Below are 16,874 nucleotides of genomic sequence, written 5' to 3' on the forward strand. Positions count from 1 at the left end.
GGCGATTTATTAGGAGGCTCAAATGAATAGTATAATTCTCGATAAAATTGTCGTAAGAAATAATAGAGTTGATTATTATTTTAGTATTAAGGGGGATTTACAAAAGTATTTTAAGACAAGTAATCATATGTTTCTTGAATATAACTATGATGTATCTGACATCCCTTTAAGTATTTTGGCTATTCCGTTTGTTGCGAATGTAGTTTCTCTTGTATGGATTACTAATTCAACAATAGTAATAAATGAATTAGATAAATCTTTTTATATTTGTTTAAATAATATAAAAAATGCATATCAAAACATGTTTCCTGGTGTGAAATTTAAAGGATCCATGGTTGTAGGAGAAATTATTGATAATGTTTACATTCCGGAACTTGAAGCGGCATCTTTATTTAGTGGTGGATTGGATGCACTTACTACATTTATAAGAATAAAAGATAAACACCCTTTGTTAGTTACTGAATATGGATGGCATGAAAATGAAATAGAGGGTAGTAAAGTATGGGAGGCAGATAAAGAAAATGCCGTAAATTTTGTAAAGGATAATGGACTAGAAAATATTTTTATACAATCTAACTATGGGACCTTTATAATTGCAGGGAACATTGACCATGATTTTAGAGAAAAGTTAAACGATACATGGTGGCATGGATTGCATCATGGTCTAGCAATAATATCTGCAGCTATTCCAATAGCTTTTAAACTTAAGATAAAATGTATATACATTGCAAGTTCTAATTCCCCATTATATCAAGTTACTTGTGCATCTGATCCAACTGTGGATAATGAAATAAAATATGCATCTGGAACAGTCTTTCATGATGGATACGAACTTACTAGGCAAGAAAAGATTAAAGTTGTTGTGGACCATTATTCAGCTAGTAAAGAACCTGTTAATATCAGGGTATGTTTTAAAAATGAAGAAAATTGTTGTAAATGTGAAAAATGTTTAAGAACAATTATGGGAATTATTGCTGAAGGGAGAGACCCTCGTGAATATGGTTTTAATATTCCAAGTAATCTTTATCAGTACGTTAAAACTTCTTTAAATAATGAGGTGAAGTTTTTTACTAATACATTCATTGAAATGTATTGGAATTTAATCCAAGTGCGAATGAAACAAAATTGTGATTGTATTACAGATAAAAATTTACTAAATTGGTTTCTAGATTATGATTTCAAGGCGCAACGAAGAAAAGCGTTATTAAAATACAGGATAACAAAGTTTTTCCCGATTTTAAAGAGGAAGATTAGTGCTAAATTTAGTAGAGTGGGTACGCAAAACAACTAAAATATAGAAGGTATTACGATGAGAATACAAAACTCCTTAAAAAATATTTTATTCGGTTTGTCTGGACAAATAATTAGTATTGGTATGGGATTTGTTGTTCGAACTGTTTTTATTTTTACACTCGGTATAGAATATTTAGGTGTGGATGGGCTTTTTACAAGTATACTATTGATGTTTTCCCTAGCTAATTTAGGATTTGATACAGCTATAATATATAGTTTATATAGGCCATTAGCTGAGAAGGATATTTATAAAATACAGGCATTAATGAATTTATATCAAAAAGCATACAGATTAATAGGAGTAGTAGTTTTATTAATTGGGTTATCTCTATTGCCATTTCTTGATCATTTAGTGAATGCAGATACTACGATTAAAGACATTAACATTATCTATCTTTTATTTTTAATAAGTTCAGTGTCATCATATTATTTTGTATATAAGCAATCTATTATTATTGCTGATCAAAGTAGCTATATTATTTCTAAAATACACACTTTGTTCATAATTATATCTAATGCATTACAAATTGTTTTATTAATAATTATTAGTGATTACATTGTAGTACTGGTAGCTCAATTAACATTAAAAGTAATTGAGAATGTATATATTGCAAATAAGGCAAATAAATTATATCCATTTTTAAAAGAAAAAAATAATGCGAAATTATCTAAGACAGACAGACGTGAGTTTTTTGAGAATTTGTATTCCTTGTTGCTATATAAAATTAGTGGTGTAGTAATTAATGCAACAGATAATATAGTTATATCGAAATTTATTGGGGTTATTTGGGTTGGGGTTTATTCAAATTATTTGTTGATCTTAAATACATTAAATACCTTATTAGGCTATTTGTTTTATTCTATCACTGCTAGTGTTGGAAATTTGAATGTGAAAGAAAATGCAGACAAAAAATATTTTATTTTTCGTGTAATTAACTTTTTTAATTTTTGGATATATGGATTTTGTACAGTTTGCCTTTGGAATTTGATAAATCCTTTTATAACAATCTGGTTAGGTGAGGAATATGTGTTTAATAAGTATGTATTATTTTTCATATTACTTAATTTTTTCACTTCAGGAATGCAAAATACAACTACAATGTTTAGAGAAACCACAGGTTTATTTAAAAAAGGGAAGTACAGGCCTATTATAGCGGCAATTATAAATATTGTAGTTTCTATAATTCTTGCGAAACAAATAGGAATAGCAGGAGTGCTTTTAGGGACTGTTATTAGTAGATTATGTACTTACTTTTGGTATGACCCTTATATTATATTTAAAATGATTTTTAAAAAATCTGTAAAAGTATATTTTATTAGATATATTTTGTTTGTAGTGCTTGTATTATTTTCTATTATAGCAACGGATTTTATTGGTTATATTTTTCACATAAATATATTTATGGACATGGCAATACGTAGTATTTTGTGTCTGATTATTCCGAATCTGATCTTTTGGATGGTATTTAAAGAGGCGGAAGAGTATAGATATTTCCTTAATTTAACCCGGATATTAATAAAAAAAATAAAGCCGAAAATATTAACTCGGAAATTTCCGAATGATAATTATCCATAAATTATAATTTTATTTTTTCCATATCACAGTAAAAAATGCTTTATTTACGGAAGAGATTTTAGGTTGTTCTGAAAATAATAGTAGGTAATAATAGGGGCGTTAGGTATAAAGAGTATAGTGTCTTTTTAATAATATTGTAAGTTTAAATAGTTATAAATAAAAGAGTATTGAAATGAAAACAGCTAGTAAGAATAGACCTTTTTAGAAAGGAATTGTAAAAAGGCTTTCTAAATAATGGATCTCTAAAAACAATAAAAAGTGATATTACTTCTCTTATATCCAATCAATTTACCTTATGAAACATAAGATGTAGAAAAGCAAAAAAGAGGTGTGAATTGATGTGGAGAAGAAGGGATAATCTTGGGAATTTGAATGATTTAGATTTGGTGTCCAAGCCTCCTTTTCATAATGACATTTTAACTTATGATAGTACGCAATTAAAATGGATTCCAAAATCATTTGAAGCTACAAATTCTACAAGTATATATGTATTAGAATTAGATAGATGGGATGTTAAGAATGATGGGACTGATGCTATCAATACTTCCCAAGGTATTAATAATGCTCTAGTATGGGCGGCTCAACAAGGTTATACGGAAGTTGTGTTACCTAGAGGAATATATTTGATTGATAAACAAACACCCATCGAACCACCAAGTCATTTAACTTTGAATCTAAACGGTTCGACATTAAAAATGGAAACAAATAATTTGACTGGATATGCAATTATAAGTTTTCGTAGAAATCAAGTATATTCTAGGATAACAAATGGTATTATCCAAGGAGATAGATATACACATGATTACTCTAGTGGGGGAACACATGAGGCAGGGTACGGCATTGAATTGGGGAGTTTTACTCCACCTGCTGATGGGGGGAACAATACACGGTTTGTATCTTTAGATAATCTAGATATTTTAGATTGTACAGGAGATGCCATTACACTGAACAGTACTTTTGGGCAGATTTCACCTTTTCCTACAGCATTAGCAAGTTCATTTGAACAGGGAGCAATTAATACAACAGATGGTTCATTGGTAAGTAGTACAACAAAGATACGTTCCAATTTGCAAATTGATATGAACCAAGTGGCTATTGTAAAGTATGGTTACTTTGGATTATATGGAAATGGATTTGGAGCATTGGGTTCTGAAATAAAATGCGATTATTATGATGTCATTTTTTACACTTCAAACAATATATTTTTATCTTCAAAAACCAATGTACAATTCTTTGATGAAGTAGAAGTCCCTAATGGAGCAAGTTATGCTAAAGTTGTTTTGCATCAAGGGAATATTCCTGCTCCTGCAAATTGTTTAATAAATGTTCGGGTGCCTTCTTTTTCGCAATATACTTATATAGAAAAATGTAATTTACATGATTGCCGTAGACAAGGGATTAGTGTATGTGGGGCAAAGAATGTATATATTCGAGATAATGATATTCATCACATCGCAGGTACCAATCCACAAAGTGGACTAGATATTGAAGATGGATATGATTTAAATCAATATATATATATTGAAAGAAATAATTTTCATGATAATAAAAATTATAATATTATTGTTGTAAATGGGAAATTTATCTATATATCGAATAATTCTATTATGAATACCATTACAAATGCTTATGTTGGGTTGTCTATTAATGGTGGTGCAGATAGGGTAATCGTAACAGGGAATAGCATCCGATTAACCAAGGTATCTTTGTTAGGAGATGTTATTTTTTCCAATAATTATGTATACGGAGCGCAAGTAAATGTTCAAGGTGTATATGTAAATCGATCTATTAATATATTGGATAATGTTTTTTCTAATAGTAAAATGATTATTGATAATCCCTTTCCATATGCGGTTAAAGTTGATTCCTGTCGTTTTATAAACGATGCAGATAAACTTAATTCCTTGTCATCATTGTATCAGTGGACATTAGAGCTGAAAAATGAACCGCAAACTATCTCAAATTGTATATTTGAAGGACAAGACGTTTTGTATTTAAATTATGTACCAGTAGTAACAGTTAAATCAGGATGGATATTTGAAAATATTATATTTAATAATGTTAAAACCCCAACCTTAGTTGCAGGGACGTATACAAATTGCTTTTTTAAGGATGTAACCTTTTTGGGGATAGCAAGTACAGGAAGCACTTTAGAATTAAAAGGTTGCAAGTTCTTTAGTATAGATAGAAATAACACGTTATTTACAGTGAATAACCTCAAAGCATTCAAGATGATGGATTGTCATATAGAAAAACCAAATGGTACGGTCTTGAATATTCAAAATGTATCTGATGAAATAGTGTTAAGGGGAAATACTATAAAAATTACAAATGATACTCTTCAGAGAGCTATTATTGTTTTGGATGCAGCGTTTACTGGTAAGCAAGTGATAATTCAAAATAATATTATAAATTCCACAAATTTGATGCAAGTTGGGATAGATAATAGAACAACGAGTAGTACACCTCAAGTAGTAATTCAAAATAACGTTTTAAATAATGCGAAAATTACAATTACAGGGAGGGAATTTTTACAAGGAAATATTGTTAATGGTGTAATCGATTCAAATTAATGCATGGTGATAATTAAATTTGAATAGTTTCAAAAAATTATGAGAAATGAAGTAGAGTGGCTCTTAATAAATATGTCTATAAAGTATTATATAATGGTACATGGAAGGGTTTTGTCCAATGTAATCATTCGAAATAGTCTAATTCCTAATAGATAATATGCTTATTGACTTTTAGTTACTACTATATAAAAGAGAAAAGCTATTATGTTTTTTATAAACATAATAGCTTTTTGTTATTACGTTAACTGCATACTAAAAAATAGTGAGTAGGAGAATGTTTTAATAATAAATGTTTTTTAATACTGTTAAGCGTTGTTTATAAAATTGTTTTTGTGAATATATTTTTTGAGATTTTTACAGTGTGTAATAGTCTCTTGGATAAGCATTTGGAAAATATATTTTGCACCTATGTGTATTGCTTTCTTCTACTTATTAAGTTTTAAAGTTGTGTACTAAAGAAAATGTTTGCAGGTGATAAGTAAAGAAAAATTGAATACAATTCTTTAATTACAACTTGAAAATACTTGATTTCAACCCGTAATGAATACTTTATATATTATTTCACTTTGGAAAAGCATTTGTAATAATTTAAGATGGGGGAATGATTGGTAATGAAGAGACTGTTGGATATCTTTATTTCTTTATTATTATTAATTTGCTTTTTTTTCATTATTCTTTTAGTAGCAATTATAGTTAAAACCCAGATAGGATCACCTATTTTATTTAGACAACAACGTCCAGGGTTACATGGAAAACCCTTTTATCTTTATAAATTTCGTACGATGACCAATGAGCGAGATAATAGCGGGGAGCTCTTACCAGATTACGCTAGATTAACTAAAGTTGGAAAAATTCTGAGGAAATATAGTTTGGACGAATTACCACAATTAATAAATGTGCTAAAAGGTCAATTAAGTTTGGTGGGCCCTCGACCATTATTAATGGAATATATGCCTTTATATTCGCAAGAGCAAGCTAAAAGGCATAATGTTAAACCCGGAATCACTGGATGGGCTCAAATTAATGGAAGAAATAGTATCTCATGGGATGAGAAATTTAAATTAGATGTATGGTATGTTGAGAATCAAAGTTTTCTTTTAGATTTGAAAATTTTATATCTAACTTTTAGTAAGGTTTTAAAATCGGAAGGGATAACAAATAATAAGCATGTGACTATGCCAGTTTTTAAGGGGGGAATCGAGCATGGGGGGGAATAAAATGAATATTTTGTTTACTAGCTCTGGTAGGAGGGTCACTTTAATTAAAAAATTTAAGGAGGTATTTGAACAAGTAGGAATCAAAGGGAAAATCTTTACTGCAGACTTAAAAGAAACTGCTCCTACCATTTACTTTAGCGATAAGCATTTTATTGTTCCGCGTGTAAATGAAGAAGGGTATATAAATGAATTGTTAAAAATATGTAGATCTGAAATGATAAATCTAATAATTCCGTTAATTGATACGGAATTAATCCTTATGGCTAATAATGCGGAGGTTTTTGAAGGTATTGGTGTAAAAGTACTAGTTTCTAGTATGGAATTAAATAAAATTGCTAATAACAAAAAATACACATATAACTTTTTTGTATCTAATAATATACCAACGCCTAGAGTGTATAGTGATGAAGAGATTGGAAGAAAGGAATATCAATTTCCACTATTAATTAAACCTTATGATGGCAGTTCTAGTAAAGGTGTAACAAAAATAATGAATGAAAAGGAATTGGAATTTTTTAAGGAGTATATACCTAACGCTATGATACAAGAGTACGTTTCAGGAGAGGAATACACTATAGATGTCATGGTAGATTTCTATGGGAATATAAAAACGATCGTTCCTAGATTGCGTATAGAGACACGAGCAGGTGAGGTAAGTAAAGGTATAACCAAGAAAGATTTTGACATTATCCAAGCAGCAGAAACTGTAATAAAAGCTCTTCCTAATCCTATTGGATGTATTACTTTACAATGTTTTAAAAAGAAGGATGGACAAATTACATTTATTGAAATAAATCCTCGCTTTGGTGGAGGAATTCCATTATCCATAGAAGCTGGAGCGAATTTTCCACTTTGGACAATTAAAATGTGTCAGGGAGAAATTTTTACAGATAGAGACTTTAATTGGAGAGAAAATTTAACAATGCTTAGATATGATGAAGCGGTTTTTATGGAGAGTATTTAATATGGTGATTCAAGCAATTGTTTTTGATATGGATGATACTTTATATAAAGAGAAAGATTATGTCGTAAGTGGCTTTAAAGCAGTGGATGATTGGATTAAAGATAACTATGGAAAAATTGGTTTTTATAATATCGCAATTCGATTATTCAATTCAGGTGAAAGAAAGTTTGTGTTTAATAAAACACTTAAAAAGTTAGACATTGATTATGATGAAAAATTGATTAGTAATTTGATAGAACAGTATAGGTTCCATAAACCAGATATTCAATTGTTGGATGAAGCGGATTGGGTACTAAATAATTTGGTTAATACCGTTAAAATAGGACTTATTTCAGATGGATATTTAGTTGCTCAAGAAAGAAAAATAAATGCATTAAAGTTAAAAGAGAGGGTTCATTCAATAATTCTCACTGATAAGCTAGGAAAAGAATGTTGGAAACCAAGCAAAATTCCTTATGAAAAAATAAGTAAGGAATTACAGGTGCCTCATGAGCAATGTGTCTATATAGGAGATAATTTAAGTAAGGATTTTATAACGGCCAAGAAATTGAAATGGTTAACGATCCATATTAGTAGAGAAGATGGAATTTACAATAATCTTATAGTTGAGCAAGCTTATAAAGCGCATTATACAATTAATAATTTAAGGAGATTATCTGATATATTTGTATTAAAGCATATGTTTTTAGATACATAGTATTTAAATATGTATAAAGGATGTGTTTACATGCACACAGTTCAGCATAAAAAGCGAATTTACCTTTCCTCTCCGCACATGAGTGGGAATGAACAAAAATATATCCAAAATGCATTTGATACAAACTGGGTTGCTCCTCTTGGACCAAATGTTGATAGGTTTGAACGGGAACTTGCATCTTTTGTAGGAGTTAAGGGAGGTACTGCAGTTAGTTCAGGTACTGCTGCTATTCATTTAGCTTTGCGGTTATTAGGTATTCAAAAGGGAGATACAGTATTTTGTTCCAGTTTTACTTTTGTAGCGAGTGCAAATCCGATTGTTTATTTGGGAGCTGAACCGGTATTTATTGACTCAGAACCGGAAACTTGGAATATGTCACCGAGTGCATTGGCACATGCATTATATGAAGCTAATAAAGTGGGGAATTTGCCTAAGGCTATCGTTCTTGTTCATTTATATGGTCAGAGTGCTAAACTAGATGAAATTCTTTCACTCTGTCATCAATATAATGTTCCTATAGTTGAGGATGCAGCAGAATCTCTTGGATCTACATATAAAGGAAAAGCAAGCGGTACATTCGGAAAATTTGGTGTTTATTCATTTAATGGAAATAAAATTATTACAACTTCAGGTGGTGGAATGCTAGTTTCTAATGATGTAGAAGCATTGGAAAGGGCGAGGTTTTTAGCGACACAAGCAAAGGATCCAGCTCCACATTATGAGCATAGTGAGATAGGGTATAATTATCGACTAAGTAATATTTTAGCTGGTATTGGTAGAGGACAATTAGAAGTGTTAGAAGATAGGGTGAGAGCTAGAAGATTTATATATAAACGGTATTACGAAGCGCTATCTCACATGCCAGGGTTTTATTTTATGCCTGAATTAGAACATACTCGCCCAAATCGTTGGCTTACTACATTGACAATTGATGAAAAGGAATCTGGGATTTCTATTGGGAAATTGTTGAGAATTTTAGCAGAAGAGAATATTGAAGCGCGTCCTATGTGGAAGCCACTTCATATGCAGTCGCTCTTTAAAGAGAAGAAGTATTATCCGCATAGCAAAAATGAAGATGTGTCGCAGTACCTATTTCAAAGTGGAATTTGTTTGCCTTCAGGATCTAATATGTTAGCAGAAGATCAACAAAGGGTAATTCAAAGCATTTTAAAAGCTGTAGAATGGAAGAATTAAAAGAAAAGTAAGTGAAAGTGGAATTAGATTTGTATACATACCACTAATCGTTCTTTATAATGAATTTTTTTAGAGCGCTCATTTTTAATTCACATAAAAAGGGAAGGGTTATAGATTTTAAATATCTATGTATTAGTCTGAAAGTAGATTAAAGCATGTGATTGAGAAAGTAATAAAACTAATAATTTTGTTCTTTAAAAAGAATGATAAAGGGGTATGTTTAACGAATCTAATATGTAAATAGTATTTGTAGTAACTTTTCATATATTAGGAGGAAGAAATGAGCGCTATAACTGGCATTATTCACTTTAATAATGAACCTATATCAATTGAACAGGGCACACGATTAATGAGTGACTTACAAAAGTACCCTGCTGACGATGTTCAAATATGGCACAAAGAAAATGCTTTTCTAGGATGTCATGCACAATGGATTACACCAGAGTCAGTTGGTGAACAATTACCCTTTTATAATTATGAAAAGCAATTGGCAATTACAGCAGATGCTATTATTGATAATCGTGATGAGTTATTTGAAAAATTACAAGTGGATTATTCGGATAGAAAAAACATGACAGATAGTGAGTTGATTTTACTTTCTTATCAGAAATGGGGGGAAGCGGCTCCAAAATATTTGGTAGGCGATTTTGCCTTTATGATTTGGGATGAGAAAAAACAAATTCTTTTTGGTGCCAGAGATTTTTCAGGAAGTCGGACCCTTTATTTTTATCGTGGTGAGGAAAAATTTGCTTTTTGTACGATTATAAATCCGTTATTTTCTCTACCATATGTTGAGAAGAAATTAAATAAGCAGTGGATTGCTGAATTTTTAGCTATACCTGTAAATTTCGAATCGATAGATCCACAGTTAACAGTTTACAACTATATAGAACAAGTGCCTCCATCACACACTATTTTGGTAAAGGAAGGCGAAGTGAAGTTTTCAAGATACTATATACCAGCTGTTGGGGAAATGCTTAATTTAAAATCAAATGAAGAGTATGAAGAGGCGTTTCGAGAGGTGTATAAAAATGCAGTGAAGGCACGTTTGCGAACACATCACCAAGTCGGAGCCCATTTGAGTGGAGGATTAGACTCTGGTTCTGTCGTTAGTTTTGCTGCAAGGGATTTATGGACTGAAAATAAAAAATTACATACGTATAGTTATGTTCCAGTAGAAGGATTTGAAGATTGGACACACAAAGGTAGGATAGCTGACGAAAGACCATTTATTCAATCGACTGTAGAGCATGTAGGGAATATACAGGATTATTATTTAGAATTGCCAGAGAGAAGCCCACTATCGGAAATTGATGATTGGCTGGAAACAATGGAGATGCCATATAAATTTTTTGAGAATACTTTTTGGTTGAGTGGAGTTTATGAAAAAGCATCTCAGCATGGAATAGGAGTACTTCTTAGTGGTCAAAGAGGTAATTGGACAGTATCATGGGGACCTATTTTAGATTACCAGGCAATGTTATTGAAAAAGCTACATTGGATTCGTTTCTATCGTGAACTACATTTATATAGTAGAAATATTGGAGTGAAAAAATCACGTGTTTTTGAAGTGGTAAGACGAAAAGCATTTCCATTTTTGCATCAGTTACTTTTTTCAGGAAAACAAGATGTAAATTCCGCAATAATTAATCCGGAATTTGCAAGGGAAATGAATGTTTTTGACAGACTTAGAGAACAAGAAATCGATATAACAGGCACCTCTATTTCTAATGCATATGACATGAAAAGAGAACAGTTTGAAAAACCATATTATTGGAGCATAAATGGCACGTATGAAACGAAATTATCATTACGTTATGCTTTATGGGATCGTGATCCCACAAATGACTTACGATTGATTCAATTTTGTTTGTCAGTCCCAGAAGAACAGTATGTTCAAAATGGTTTAGATCGAGCACTGATTCGGAGAGCCACAAAGAATTTCCTTCCTGATAAAGTACGATTGAATCAACGGGTTCGAGGTATTCAAGGTGCAGATGGTGTTTACCGTATGGCTCCTTTTTGGAATGAATTTATTGAGGAAGTTGAAGAACTTAGTGTAGATCCAGTAATCTCACAATTTCTAAATGTAGAGGTAATTAAGAAAGCTATCTCAAAAATTTGTAAAGAACCTCGACCAGAATATGCATTTGATTTAGATTTTAGAGTTTTAATGCGCAGCTTAATCTTCTATCGATTTATAAAAAAAGCAATATGAAAGGAGGTGATACGTATGAAAAAGGAATGGAAACAACCTGTATTAGAAGTACTTAATATTAATATGACTATGGCTGGGCCTGGGCATAAATATCCAGATGCTGTTCAACCTGACCCAGATGATCCAGTGAAGTACAGTTAATTCATTGGAAAAATAAAGCTCTTATATAGCTTTATTATATAAGAGCTTTCAAAAAATTGACAATGTGGGGGATAGGATGTTTGATTCTATGGGGAATGTGTTATATCAAGCCTTCGGGTTAAAAATAGTAAGTGAAATTCCATTACCCGAATTGTCTCAGCTGAATGAAAAAAAAGAGATGGCAGATGTTCAAGTTGAAATAACGGATTTGTCAGAACAGTGGTGTAAATATAGCGCGGAAAAGCAAAAAACAATTGTAGTGGAGGATGATGTAGTTATGTTTCATGTTCCTCAAACTGCAATATTTTCTATACAAGCCGGCGAGAAAATCACCTTTTCACCTATGGCAGACGCAGAAGAAGATAAAATTCGCTTATATATTCTAGGAACTTGTATGGGGGCGCTTTTAATGCAACGTAAAACACTCCCATTGCATGGGAGTGTAATTGCCATAGATGGAAAAGCATATGCATTAATTGGTGATTCAGGAGCTGGAAAATCAACGTTAGCCTCGGCTTTTTTGAATAAAGGATATCAGCTTTTAAGTGATGATGTAGTTGCTGTGTCTCTTTTGAATAAAAATACTGCAATAGTTCATCCTTCTTACGCACAACAAAAATTATGGCAAGAGAGCATAAATGAGTTGGGGATGGAAGTAGCGCAATTTAGCCCTTTATTTGAAAGAGAAACGAAGTATGCTGTTCCTGTGAATTCTCAATTCTTTCCAGATCCATTACCTCTTGCTGGTGTTATTGAATTAGTAAAAACACAGGGAGAAGATATTGAGATGACCCGTATAGAAGGGCTCGCACGCTTGTATAAATTATACCGTCATACTTTTAGGAGTTCTTTGATTTCTAAATTAGGATTGATGGAATGGCATTTTGAAACTTCAACTCATATTGCAAGTGGAATGGAAATGTTTCAAGTAAGTCGCCCGACTTCAAGATTTACAGCTCATGAGCTTGTGGAAGTTATTTTAAATACTATACAGAAAGGGAGTATGGTTGATGGTTGTCCACTCGAGAAAAATATCATTAAAACATAACGTTGTCCAAAGTAAAGGTAATATAGTAAGTGATATGGATGGAGAAAAAGTTATGTTAAATGTCCAAAAAGGAAAGTACTATAACTTAGGTGAAATAGGCGGAGAAATATGGGAGCTTATTGAAAAGCCAATAATAATTAATCAGCTTGTTACTATGCTAGTATCCAACTATGATATTGAACAAAAAGATTGTGAAGAGCAAGTTCTTTCCTTTTTAGAGTGTTTATTTCAAGAAGGGTTAATTCAAATAAAAGATCAGCCTAATAGATAGATTTGTAATTTCAAAAAAACTGTTAGGAAGGGATTAATGAATATTGTGAAAAGGTTAAGGGTATTTTTATTGCTGAACATGGAAACAAAGCTTTTATTTTTAGAGGCTTTTATTTTTTTAGGATGGGCGCGTGTACTAAAAAGTATTACCTTTTCCAAAGTTGCACCTTCTTTAGGGGATTACATGAACGAAACATCAGTTGCCCAAATTCAGCAACACGAGGATACACTAAAGGAGGTGTCCGAAGCAATTTCTATTATGAGTCGTTATACTTTTTGGGAAAGTCAATGTCTCGTTAAAGCGATAGCTGGGATGAAAATGCTTCAAAAACGTGACATTGAGAGTACTCTTTATTTAGGAACTGCTAAGGATAATAGTGGGGAACTAATTGCACATGCATGGTTACGTAGCGGTTCTTTTTATGTTACTGGATCGGAAGGAATGGAGAAATTCACTGTCGTTGGATCATTTGCAAAGAGGCTAAGTGAGAACACTATTAAAGGAGAGTAAAATGGAGAAAGATTTTGGTCTTAATGTAGAGTTCATGTCTAAGGAATTGAAACTTCTTTTTGCAATTTTGAAGTTAAAAGATGATGAAACAATGCAAACTTACAGCAATGAATGGTTTTCGGATATTGATTGGGAATTATTTCTTGAACAGGCTGTGCATCATCGCGTTTATCCGGTGATATATCAAAAACTTAAACAGGTAGATGAGGAAATAATTCCTTCACATATTGTACAATCCTTGAATAGAAAATATAAAAAAAATACATTTCAAATGCTTTATTTAAGTGCTGAAATGGAACGAATAAATAAAATATGTAATGAAAATGAGATTCGTATGATTTTTCTAAAAGGGCCTGTACTATCTCAGGATTTATATGGAGATATTTCTTTACGAACATCCTGTGATTTGGACGTTCTTATTCCAATTCAAAATTTAGAAAAAGTAGAAATACTACTTTTAGAGCAGGGGTATGTAAAAGATGATTATATTCAAACGATATTAAATGATTGGAAATGGAGGCATCATCATATAACATTTTTTCATCCGACAAAGCAGATTAAGCTTGAGATTCATTGGCGGTTAAATCCCGGACCTGTTAAGGAACCTGGGTTTGAAGAGCTTTGGAAGCGAAAGAGAAAAAGTACCCTTACGAGTAATTCCGTATATATGCTAGGGAAGGAAGATTTATTTTTATTTCTTGTATCTCATGGTGCTAGACATGGTTGGTCCAGATTACGCTGGTTAGTAGATATAAAAAAAATTGTCAATCAAGATCTTAATTGGAGCGAGATTCATAAACTAATGAGAACATATCAAATGCTACATTTAGGAGGACAAGCATTAATTTTGTCATCTCAATTGCTAGGTGTACGGATGGATGAAAGAATGATGGAATTAGTAGCTAAAAAACATTCAAAACAGTTAGCGCAAGAAGCCTTGTTTTATTTCAAGCAAATGATAAACTTGCATACCGATCCGGTTCCTGAAGAAGTACTTGCTTATCATAGTCGACATTTATTTTCGCTAATGTCTAATCAGCAAAAAACTTTATTTATTATGAGCCAACTATATCCTTATCCAATTGATGCGAAAACATTGCCGTTACCTAAATTTCTTCATTTTTTATATTTTCCTTTACGTCCGTTTCTATGTATTTGGAGAAAAACGAAGAAGTTTGCTTTGTTATTGGGGGAACATCGATGAATTATATTATATATTTTATGAAGAAATTATATTCTTCAGCAGGAAAAATACTGTATGTGAATTTATTTGGTATGGTGTTAATCAGTTTACTTGAAGGGATAGGTATTATTTTATTACTTCCTATGATAAGTATGACTGGAATAATTAATACAGGTGAGGAGACTTCTTTTATTGCACCTGTCTATAGAATTTTGCAGAATTTCCCTAAAACAACAAGTTTAATTTCTATTTTAGGTATATATGTATTAATAGTGTTAAGTCAAAATATACTGCAAAGAAATATAACGTTAAGAGATGCGAGAACGCAACAAGTTTTTGTACGAAAGTTAAGAGTAGAAACATATAGTATGATTTTAAAAGCAAAGTGGAGATTTTTTTTAGAAAAAAGGAAAACAAATCTAATTAATATATTAACTACAGAATTAGCTCGTGTTAGTTATGGGATTAATTTAATTTTACAATTGCTAGCTACTATTCTATTTACATTCATACAGGTAGGGCTTGCGTTTTTATTATCTCCCCAAGTCACTGTATTTGTTTTGGGCTTTGGCTTATTGTTCTTGGTAGCTTCTCGTGTTTTTATAAAAAAAGCACGGATACTAGGCGGTAAGACCTCAGAATTGGCAAAAGACTATCTTTCTGGTATAACAGATCATTTCAATGGAATTAAAGATATAAAGAGCAATACTTTGGAAGGATCACGTTTGGATTGGTTTCAATCTATAACAAAAAAGATGAGTAGCGAACAAATGGAGTATATGAGAATAAGGTCAAACTCTCAATTGTTTTATAAAATTTCAATGGCTATATTAATTGCATTTTTTATATTTTTGTCAGTAAATATGTTTCAAGCGCAAACGGCCCAGTTACTATTAATCATTCTCATTTTTTCAAGATTATGGCCAAGGTTCATGACGATTCAGTCAAATTTAGAACAACTGGCTGCAAGCATTCCTGCCTTTAAGTCATTATGGGAATTGCAACAGGAGTGTAATGAAGCGGTTGAAATGCAGGATATATACATGCAAAAACATATAAAGCCGATTTGTATAAAACAAGGTATTGAGTGTAAGGATGTTTCTTTTCGTTATAATAAGCAAGAAGCTTTATATGCACTTCAAAACATTAATGTACAAATTCCAATAAATAGTATGACGGCAATTGTAGGACATTCTGGTGCTGGGAAAAGTACATTAATTGATGTGTTAATGGGGTTAATCCAACCAGAAAAAGGTCAAGTGTTAATAGATGGTACCCCTCTTACAACTGATAATTTATTATCATTAAGACAGGCTATTAGCTATGTACCACAAGATCCGTTCTTATTTAATGCTAGTATAAGAGAGAATTTAATGATGATTGACTCGAATGTAAATGAAGAACAAATTTGGGCTGCATTAGAATTTTCGGCAGCAACTGAATTTGTACGAATGCTTCCAAATGGACTTGATACACTGATTGGAGATCGTGGGGTGAGGCTTTCAGGTGGTGAACGTCAGCGACTTGTATTGGCTCGAGCTATTTTAAGAAAACCGTCGATTTTAGTATTAGATGAGGCTACGAGTGCGTTAGATACTGAAAATGAAGTGAAAATCCAATCAGCAATAGAAAGATTGAAAGGAACAATGACTATTGTTGTTATTGCACATCGCTTATCTACTATACGCAATGCAGATCAAGTTATTGTTTTAGGAAAAGGTGAAATTGTTCAAAAAGGTGAATTTAATCAACTAGCTAAAGAAAGAAAAGGTGTATTTCGAAATTTACTAGGGTCACAAATGGAAGTTGGTTCTTAGAGGAGAAAAATTGAATGAAGCTTTGTATGAATGCAGTTCGAATCGAATAAAATCTCGAATAATGGTGAACTACAACAGAATCTTATTCGGGATTTTATTTGCGCGTTTTTAAAGTCAGTGAATACATATAAACAAGTACCTTGCAATAAATAGTACCAAGTGGTATATTATG

14 protein-coding genes are annotated in these 16,874 nt (G+C 31.7%); all 14 read left to right on the plus strand.

Annotation, left to right across the window (positions count from 1 at the left end; genetic code table 11):
* Positions 1-22 precede the first annotated feature (22 nt).
* The 14 genes from ACS2MN_RS25675 to ACS2MN_RS25740 all read left to right on the plus strand — a co-directional run bounded on the left by ACS2MN_RS25675 (position 23) and on the right by ACS2MN_RS25740 (position 16,702).
* On the plus strand, positions 23-1,291 hold the full coding sequence (locus ACS2MN_RS25675; protein WP_346994872.1) for a peptidase: 1,269 nt from the start codon (positions 23-25) through the stop codon (positions 1,289-1,291).
* 18 nt (positions 1,292-1,309) lie between these two features.
* Positions 1,310-2,869 carry a lipopolysaccharide biosynthesis protein gene (locus ACS2MN_RS25680; RefSeq protein ID WP_098805226.1) on the plus strand — a complete coding sequence of 520 codons (1,560 nt, stop codon included), beginning with the start codon at positions 1,310-1,312 and terminating at the stop codon, positions 2,867-2,869.
* A 338-nt stretch (positions 2,870-3,207) separates the two neighbouring features.
* Positions 3,208-5,442 carry a right-handed parallel beta-helix repeat-containing protein gene (locus ACS2MN_RS25685; protein WP_088055914.1) on the plus strand — a complete coding sequence of 745 codons (2,235 nt, stop codon included), beginning with the start codon at positions 3,208-3,210 and terminating at the stop codon, positions 5,440-5,442.
* 611 nt (positions 5,443-6,053) lie between these two features.
* Positions 6,054-6,659 carry a sugar transferase gene (locus ACS2MN_RS25690; RefSeq protein ID WP_000825902.1) on the plus strand — a complete coding sequence of 202 codons (606 nt, stop codon included), beginning with the start codon at positions 6,054-6,056 and terminating at the stop codon, positions 6,657-6,659.
* A complete protein-coding gene (locus ACS2MN_RS25695) occupies positions 6,646-7,623 on the plus strand; it encodes an ATP-grasp domain-containing protein (RefSeq protein ID WP_000509380.1) in 978 nt (325 codons plus the stop codon). Before ACS2MN_RS25690 ends, ACS2MN_RS25695 begins: the two co-directional genes overlap by 14 nt.
* A gap of 1 nt (position 7,624) precedes the next feature.
* Positions 7,625-8,320 carry an HAD family hydrolase gene (locus tag ACS2MN_RS25700; RefSeq protein WP_000236581.1) on the plus strand — a complete coding sequence of 232 codons (696 nt, stop codon included), beginning with the start codon at positions 7,625-7,627 and terminating at the stop codon, positions 8,318-8,320.
* A 30-nt stretch (positions 8,321-8,350) separates the two neighbouring features.
* Entirely contained in the window at positions 8,351-9,514 is a 1,164-nt protein-coding gene (locus ACS2MN_RS25705; RefSeq protein ID WP_098805224.1) for an aminotransferase class I/II-fold pyridoxal phosphate-dependent enzyme, read from the plus strand.
* Positions 9,515-9,794: 280 nt separating this feature from the next.
* Positions 9,795-11,732, plus strand: coding sequence for a lasso peptide isopeptide bond-forming cyclase (locus tag ACS2MN_RS25710; protein WP_088055910.1), 1,938 nt, complete (start codon positions 9,795-9,797; stop codon positions 11,730-11,732).
* A gap of 15 nt (positions 11,733-11,747) precedes the next feature.
* Complete coding sequence (locus ACS2MN_RS25715) at positions 11,748-11,873, plus strand: paeninodin family lasso peptide (protein ID WP_000712621.1); 126 nt, start codon at positions 11,748-11,750, stop codon at positions 11,871-11,873.
* A 76-nt stretch (positions 11,874-11,949) separates the two neighbouring features.
* Positions 11,950-12,921, plus strand: coding sequence for an aldolase (locus ACS2MN_RS25720; protein ID WP_000460440.1), 972 nt, complete (start codon positions 11,950-11,952; stop codon positions 12,919-12,921).
* Positions 12,884-13,192: a lasso peptide biosynthesis PqqD family chaperone gene (locus ACS2MN_RS25725; protein WP_000260274.1), complete on the plus strand. Its 309-nt coding sequence runs from the start codon at positions 12,884-12,886 to the stop codon at positions 13,190-13,192. The genes ACS2MN_RS25720 and ACS2MN_RS25725 overlap by 38 nt, the downstream gene beginning before the upstream one ends.
* Before the next feature lie 36 nt (positions 13,193-13,228).
* A complete protein-coding gene (locus ACS2MN_RS25730) occupies positions 13,229-13,702 on the plus strand; it encodes a lasso peptide biosynthesis B2 protein (protein WP_001028389.1) in 474 nt (157 codons plus the stop codon).
* A gap of 1 nt (position 13,703) precedes the next feature.
* Complete coding sequence (locus ACS2MN_RS25735; RefSeq protein ID WP_346994873.1) at positions 13,704-14,906, plus strand: nucleotidyltransferase domain-containing protein; 1,203 nt, start codon at positions 13,704-13,706, stop codon at positions 14,904-14,906.
* Positions 14,903-16,702 carry an ABC transporter ATP-binding protein gene (locus ACS2MN_RS25740; RefSeq protein WP_001106589.1) on the plus strand — a complete coding sequence of 600 codons (1,800 nt, stop codon included), beginning with the start codon at positions 14,903-14,905 and terminating at the stop codon, positions 16,700-16,702. The genes ACS2MN_RS25735 and ACS2MN_RS25740 overlap by 4 nt, the downstream gene beginning before the upstream one ends.
* Positions 16,703-16,874: the final 172 nt, after the last annotated feature.

The organism is Bacillus cereus group sp. BceL062 (genome assembly GCF_051780025.1).
GTDB lineage: Bacteria > Bacillota > Bacilli > Bacillales > Bacillaceae_G > Bacillus_A > Bacillus_A toyonensis.

What these genes read in the sequence shown, in the direction of transcription:
- ACS2MN_RS25675 (WP_346994872.1), top strand. Translation starts at nt 23, where the DNA reads ATGAATAGTATAATTCTCGATAAAATTGTCGTAAGAAATAATAGAGTT.
- ACS2MN_RS25680 (WP_098805226.1), top strand. Translation starts at nt 1,310, where the DNA reads ATGAGAATACAAAACTCCTTAAAAAATATTTTATTCGGTTTGTCTGGA.
- ACS2MN_RS25685 (WP_088055914.1), top strand. Translation starts at nt 3,208, where the DNA reads ATGTGGAGAAGAAGGGATAATCTTGGGAATTTGAATGATTTAGATTTG.
- ACS2MN_RS25690 (WP_000825902.1), top strand. Translation starts at nt 6,054, where the DNA reads ATGAAGAGACTGTTGGATATCTTTATTTCTTTATTATTATTAATTTGC.
- ACS2MN_RS25695 (WP_000509380.1), top strand. Translation starts at nt 6,646, where the DNA reads ATGGGGGGGAATAAAATGAATATTTTGTTTACTAGCTCTGGTAGGAGG.
- ACS2MN_RS25700 (WP_000236581.1), top strand. Translation starts at nt 7,625, where the DNA reads ATGGTGATTCAAGCAATTGTTTTTGATATGGATGATACTTTATATAAA.
- ACS2MN_RS25705 (WP_098805224.1), top strand. Translation starts at nt 8,351, where the DNA reads ATGCACACAGTTCAGCATAAAAAGCGAATTTACCTTTCCTCTCCGCAC.
- ACS2MN_RS25710 (WP_088055910.1), top strand. Translation starts at nt 9,795, where the DNA reads ATGAGCGCTATAACTGGCATTATTCACTTTAATAATGAACCTATATCA.
- ACS2MN_RS25715 (WP_000712621.1), top strand. Translation starts at nt 11,748, where the DNA reads ATGAAAAAGGAATGGAAACAACCTGTATTAGAAGTACTTAATATTAAT.
- ACS2MN_RS25720 (WP_000460440.1), top strand. Translation starts at nt 11,950, where the DNA reads ATGTTTGATTCTATGGGGAATGTGTTATATCAAGCCTTCGGGTTAAAA.
- ACS2MN_RS25725 (WP_000260274.1), top strand. Translation starts at nt 12,884, where the DNA reads ATGGTTGTCCACTCGAGAAAAATATCATTAAAACATAACGTTGTCCAA.
- ACS2MN_RS25730 (WP_001028389.1), top strand. Translation starts at nt 13,229, where the DNA reads ATGAATATTGTGAAAAGGTTAAGGGTATTTTTATTGCTGAACATGGAA.
- ACS2MN_RS25735 (WP_346994873.1), top strand. Translation starts at nt 13,704, where the DNA reads ATGGAGAAAGATTTTGGTCTTAATGTAGAGTTCATGTCTAAGGAATTG.
- ACS2MN_RS25740 (WP_001106589.1), top strand. Translation starts at nt 14,903, where the DNA reads ATGAATTATATTATATATTTTATGAAGAAATTATATTCTTCAGCAGGA.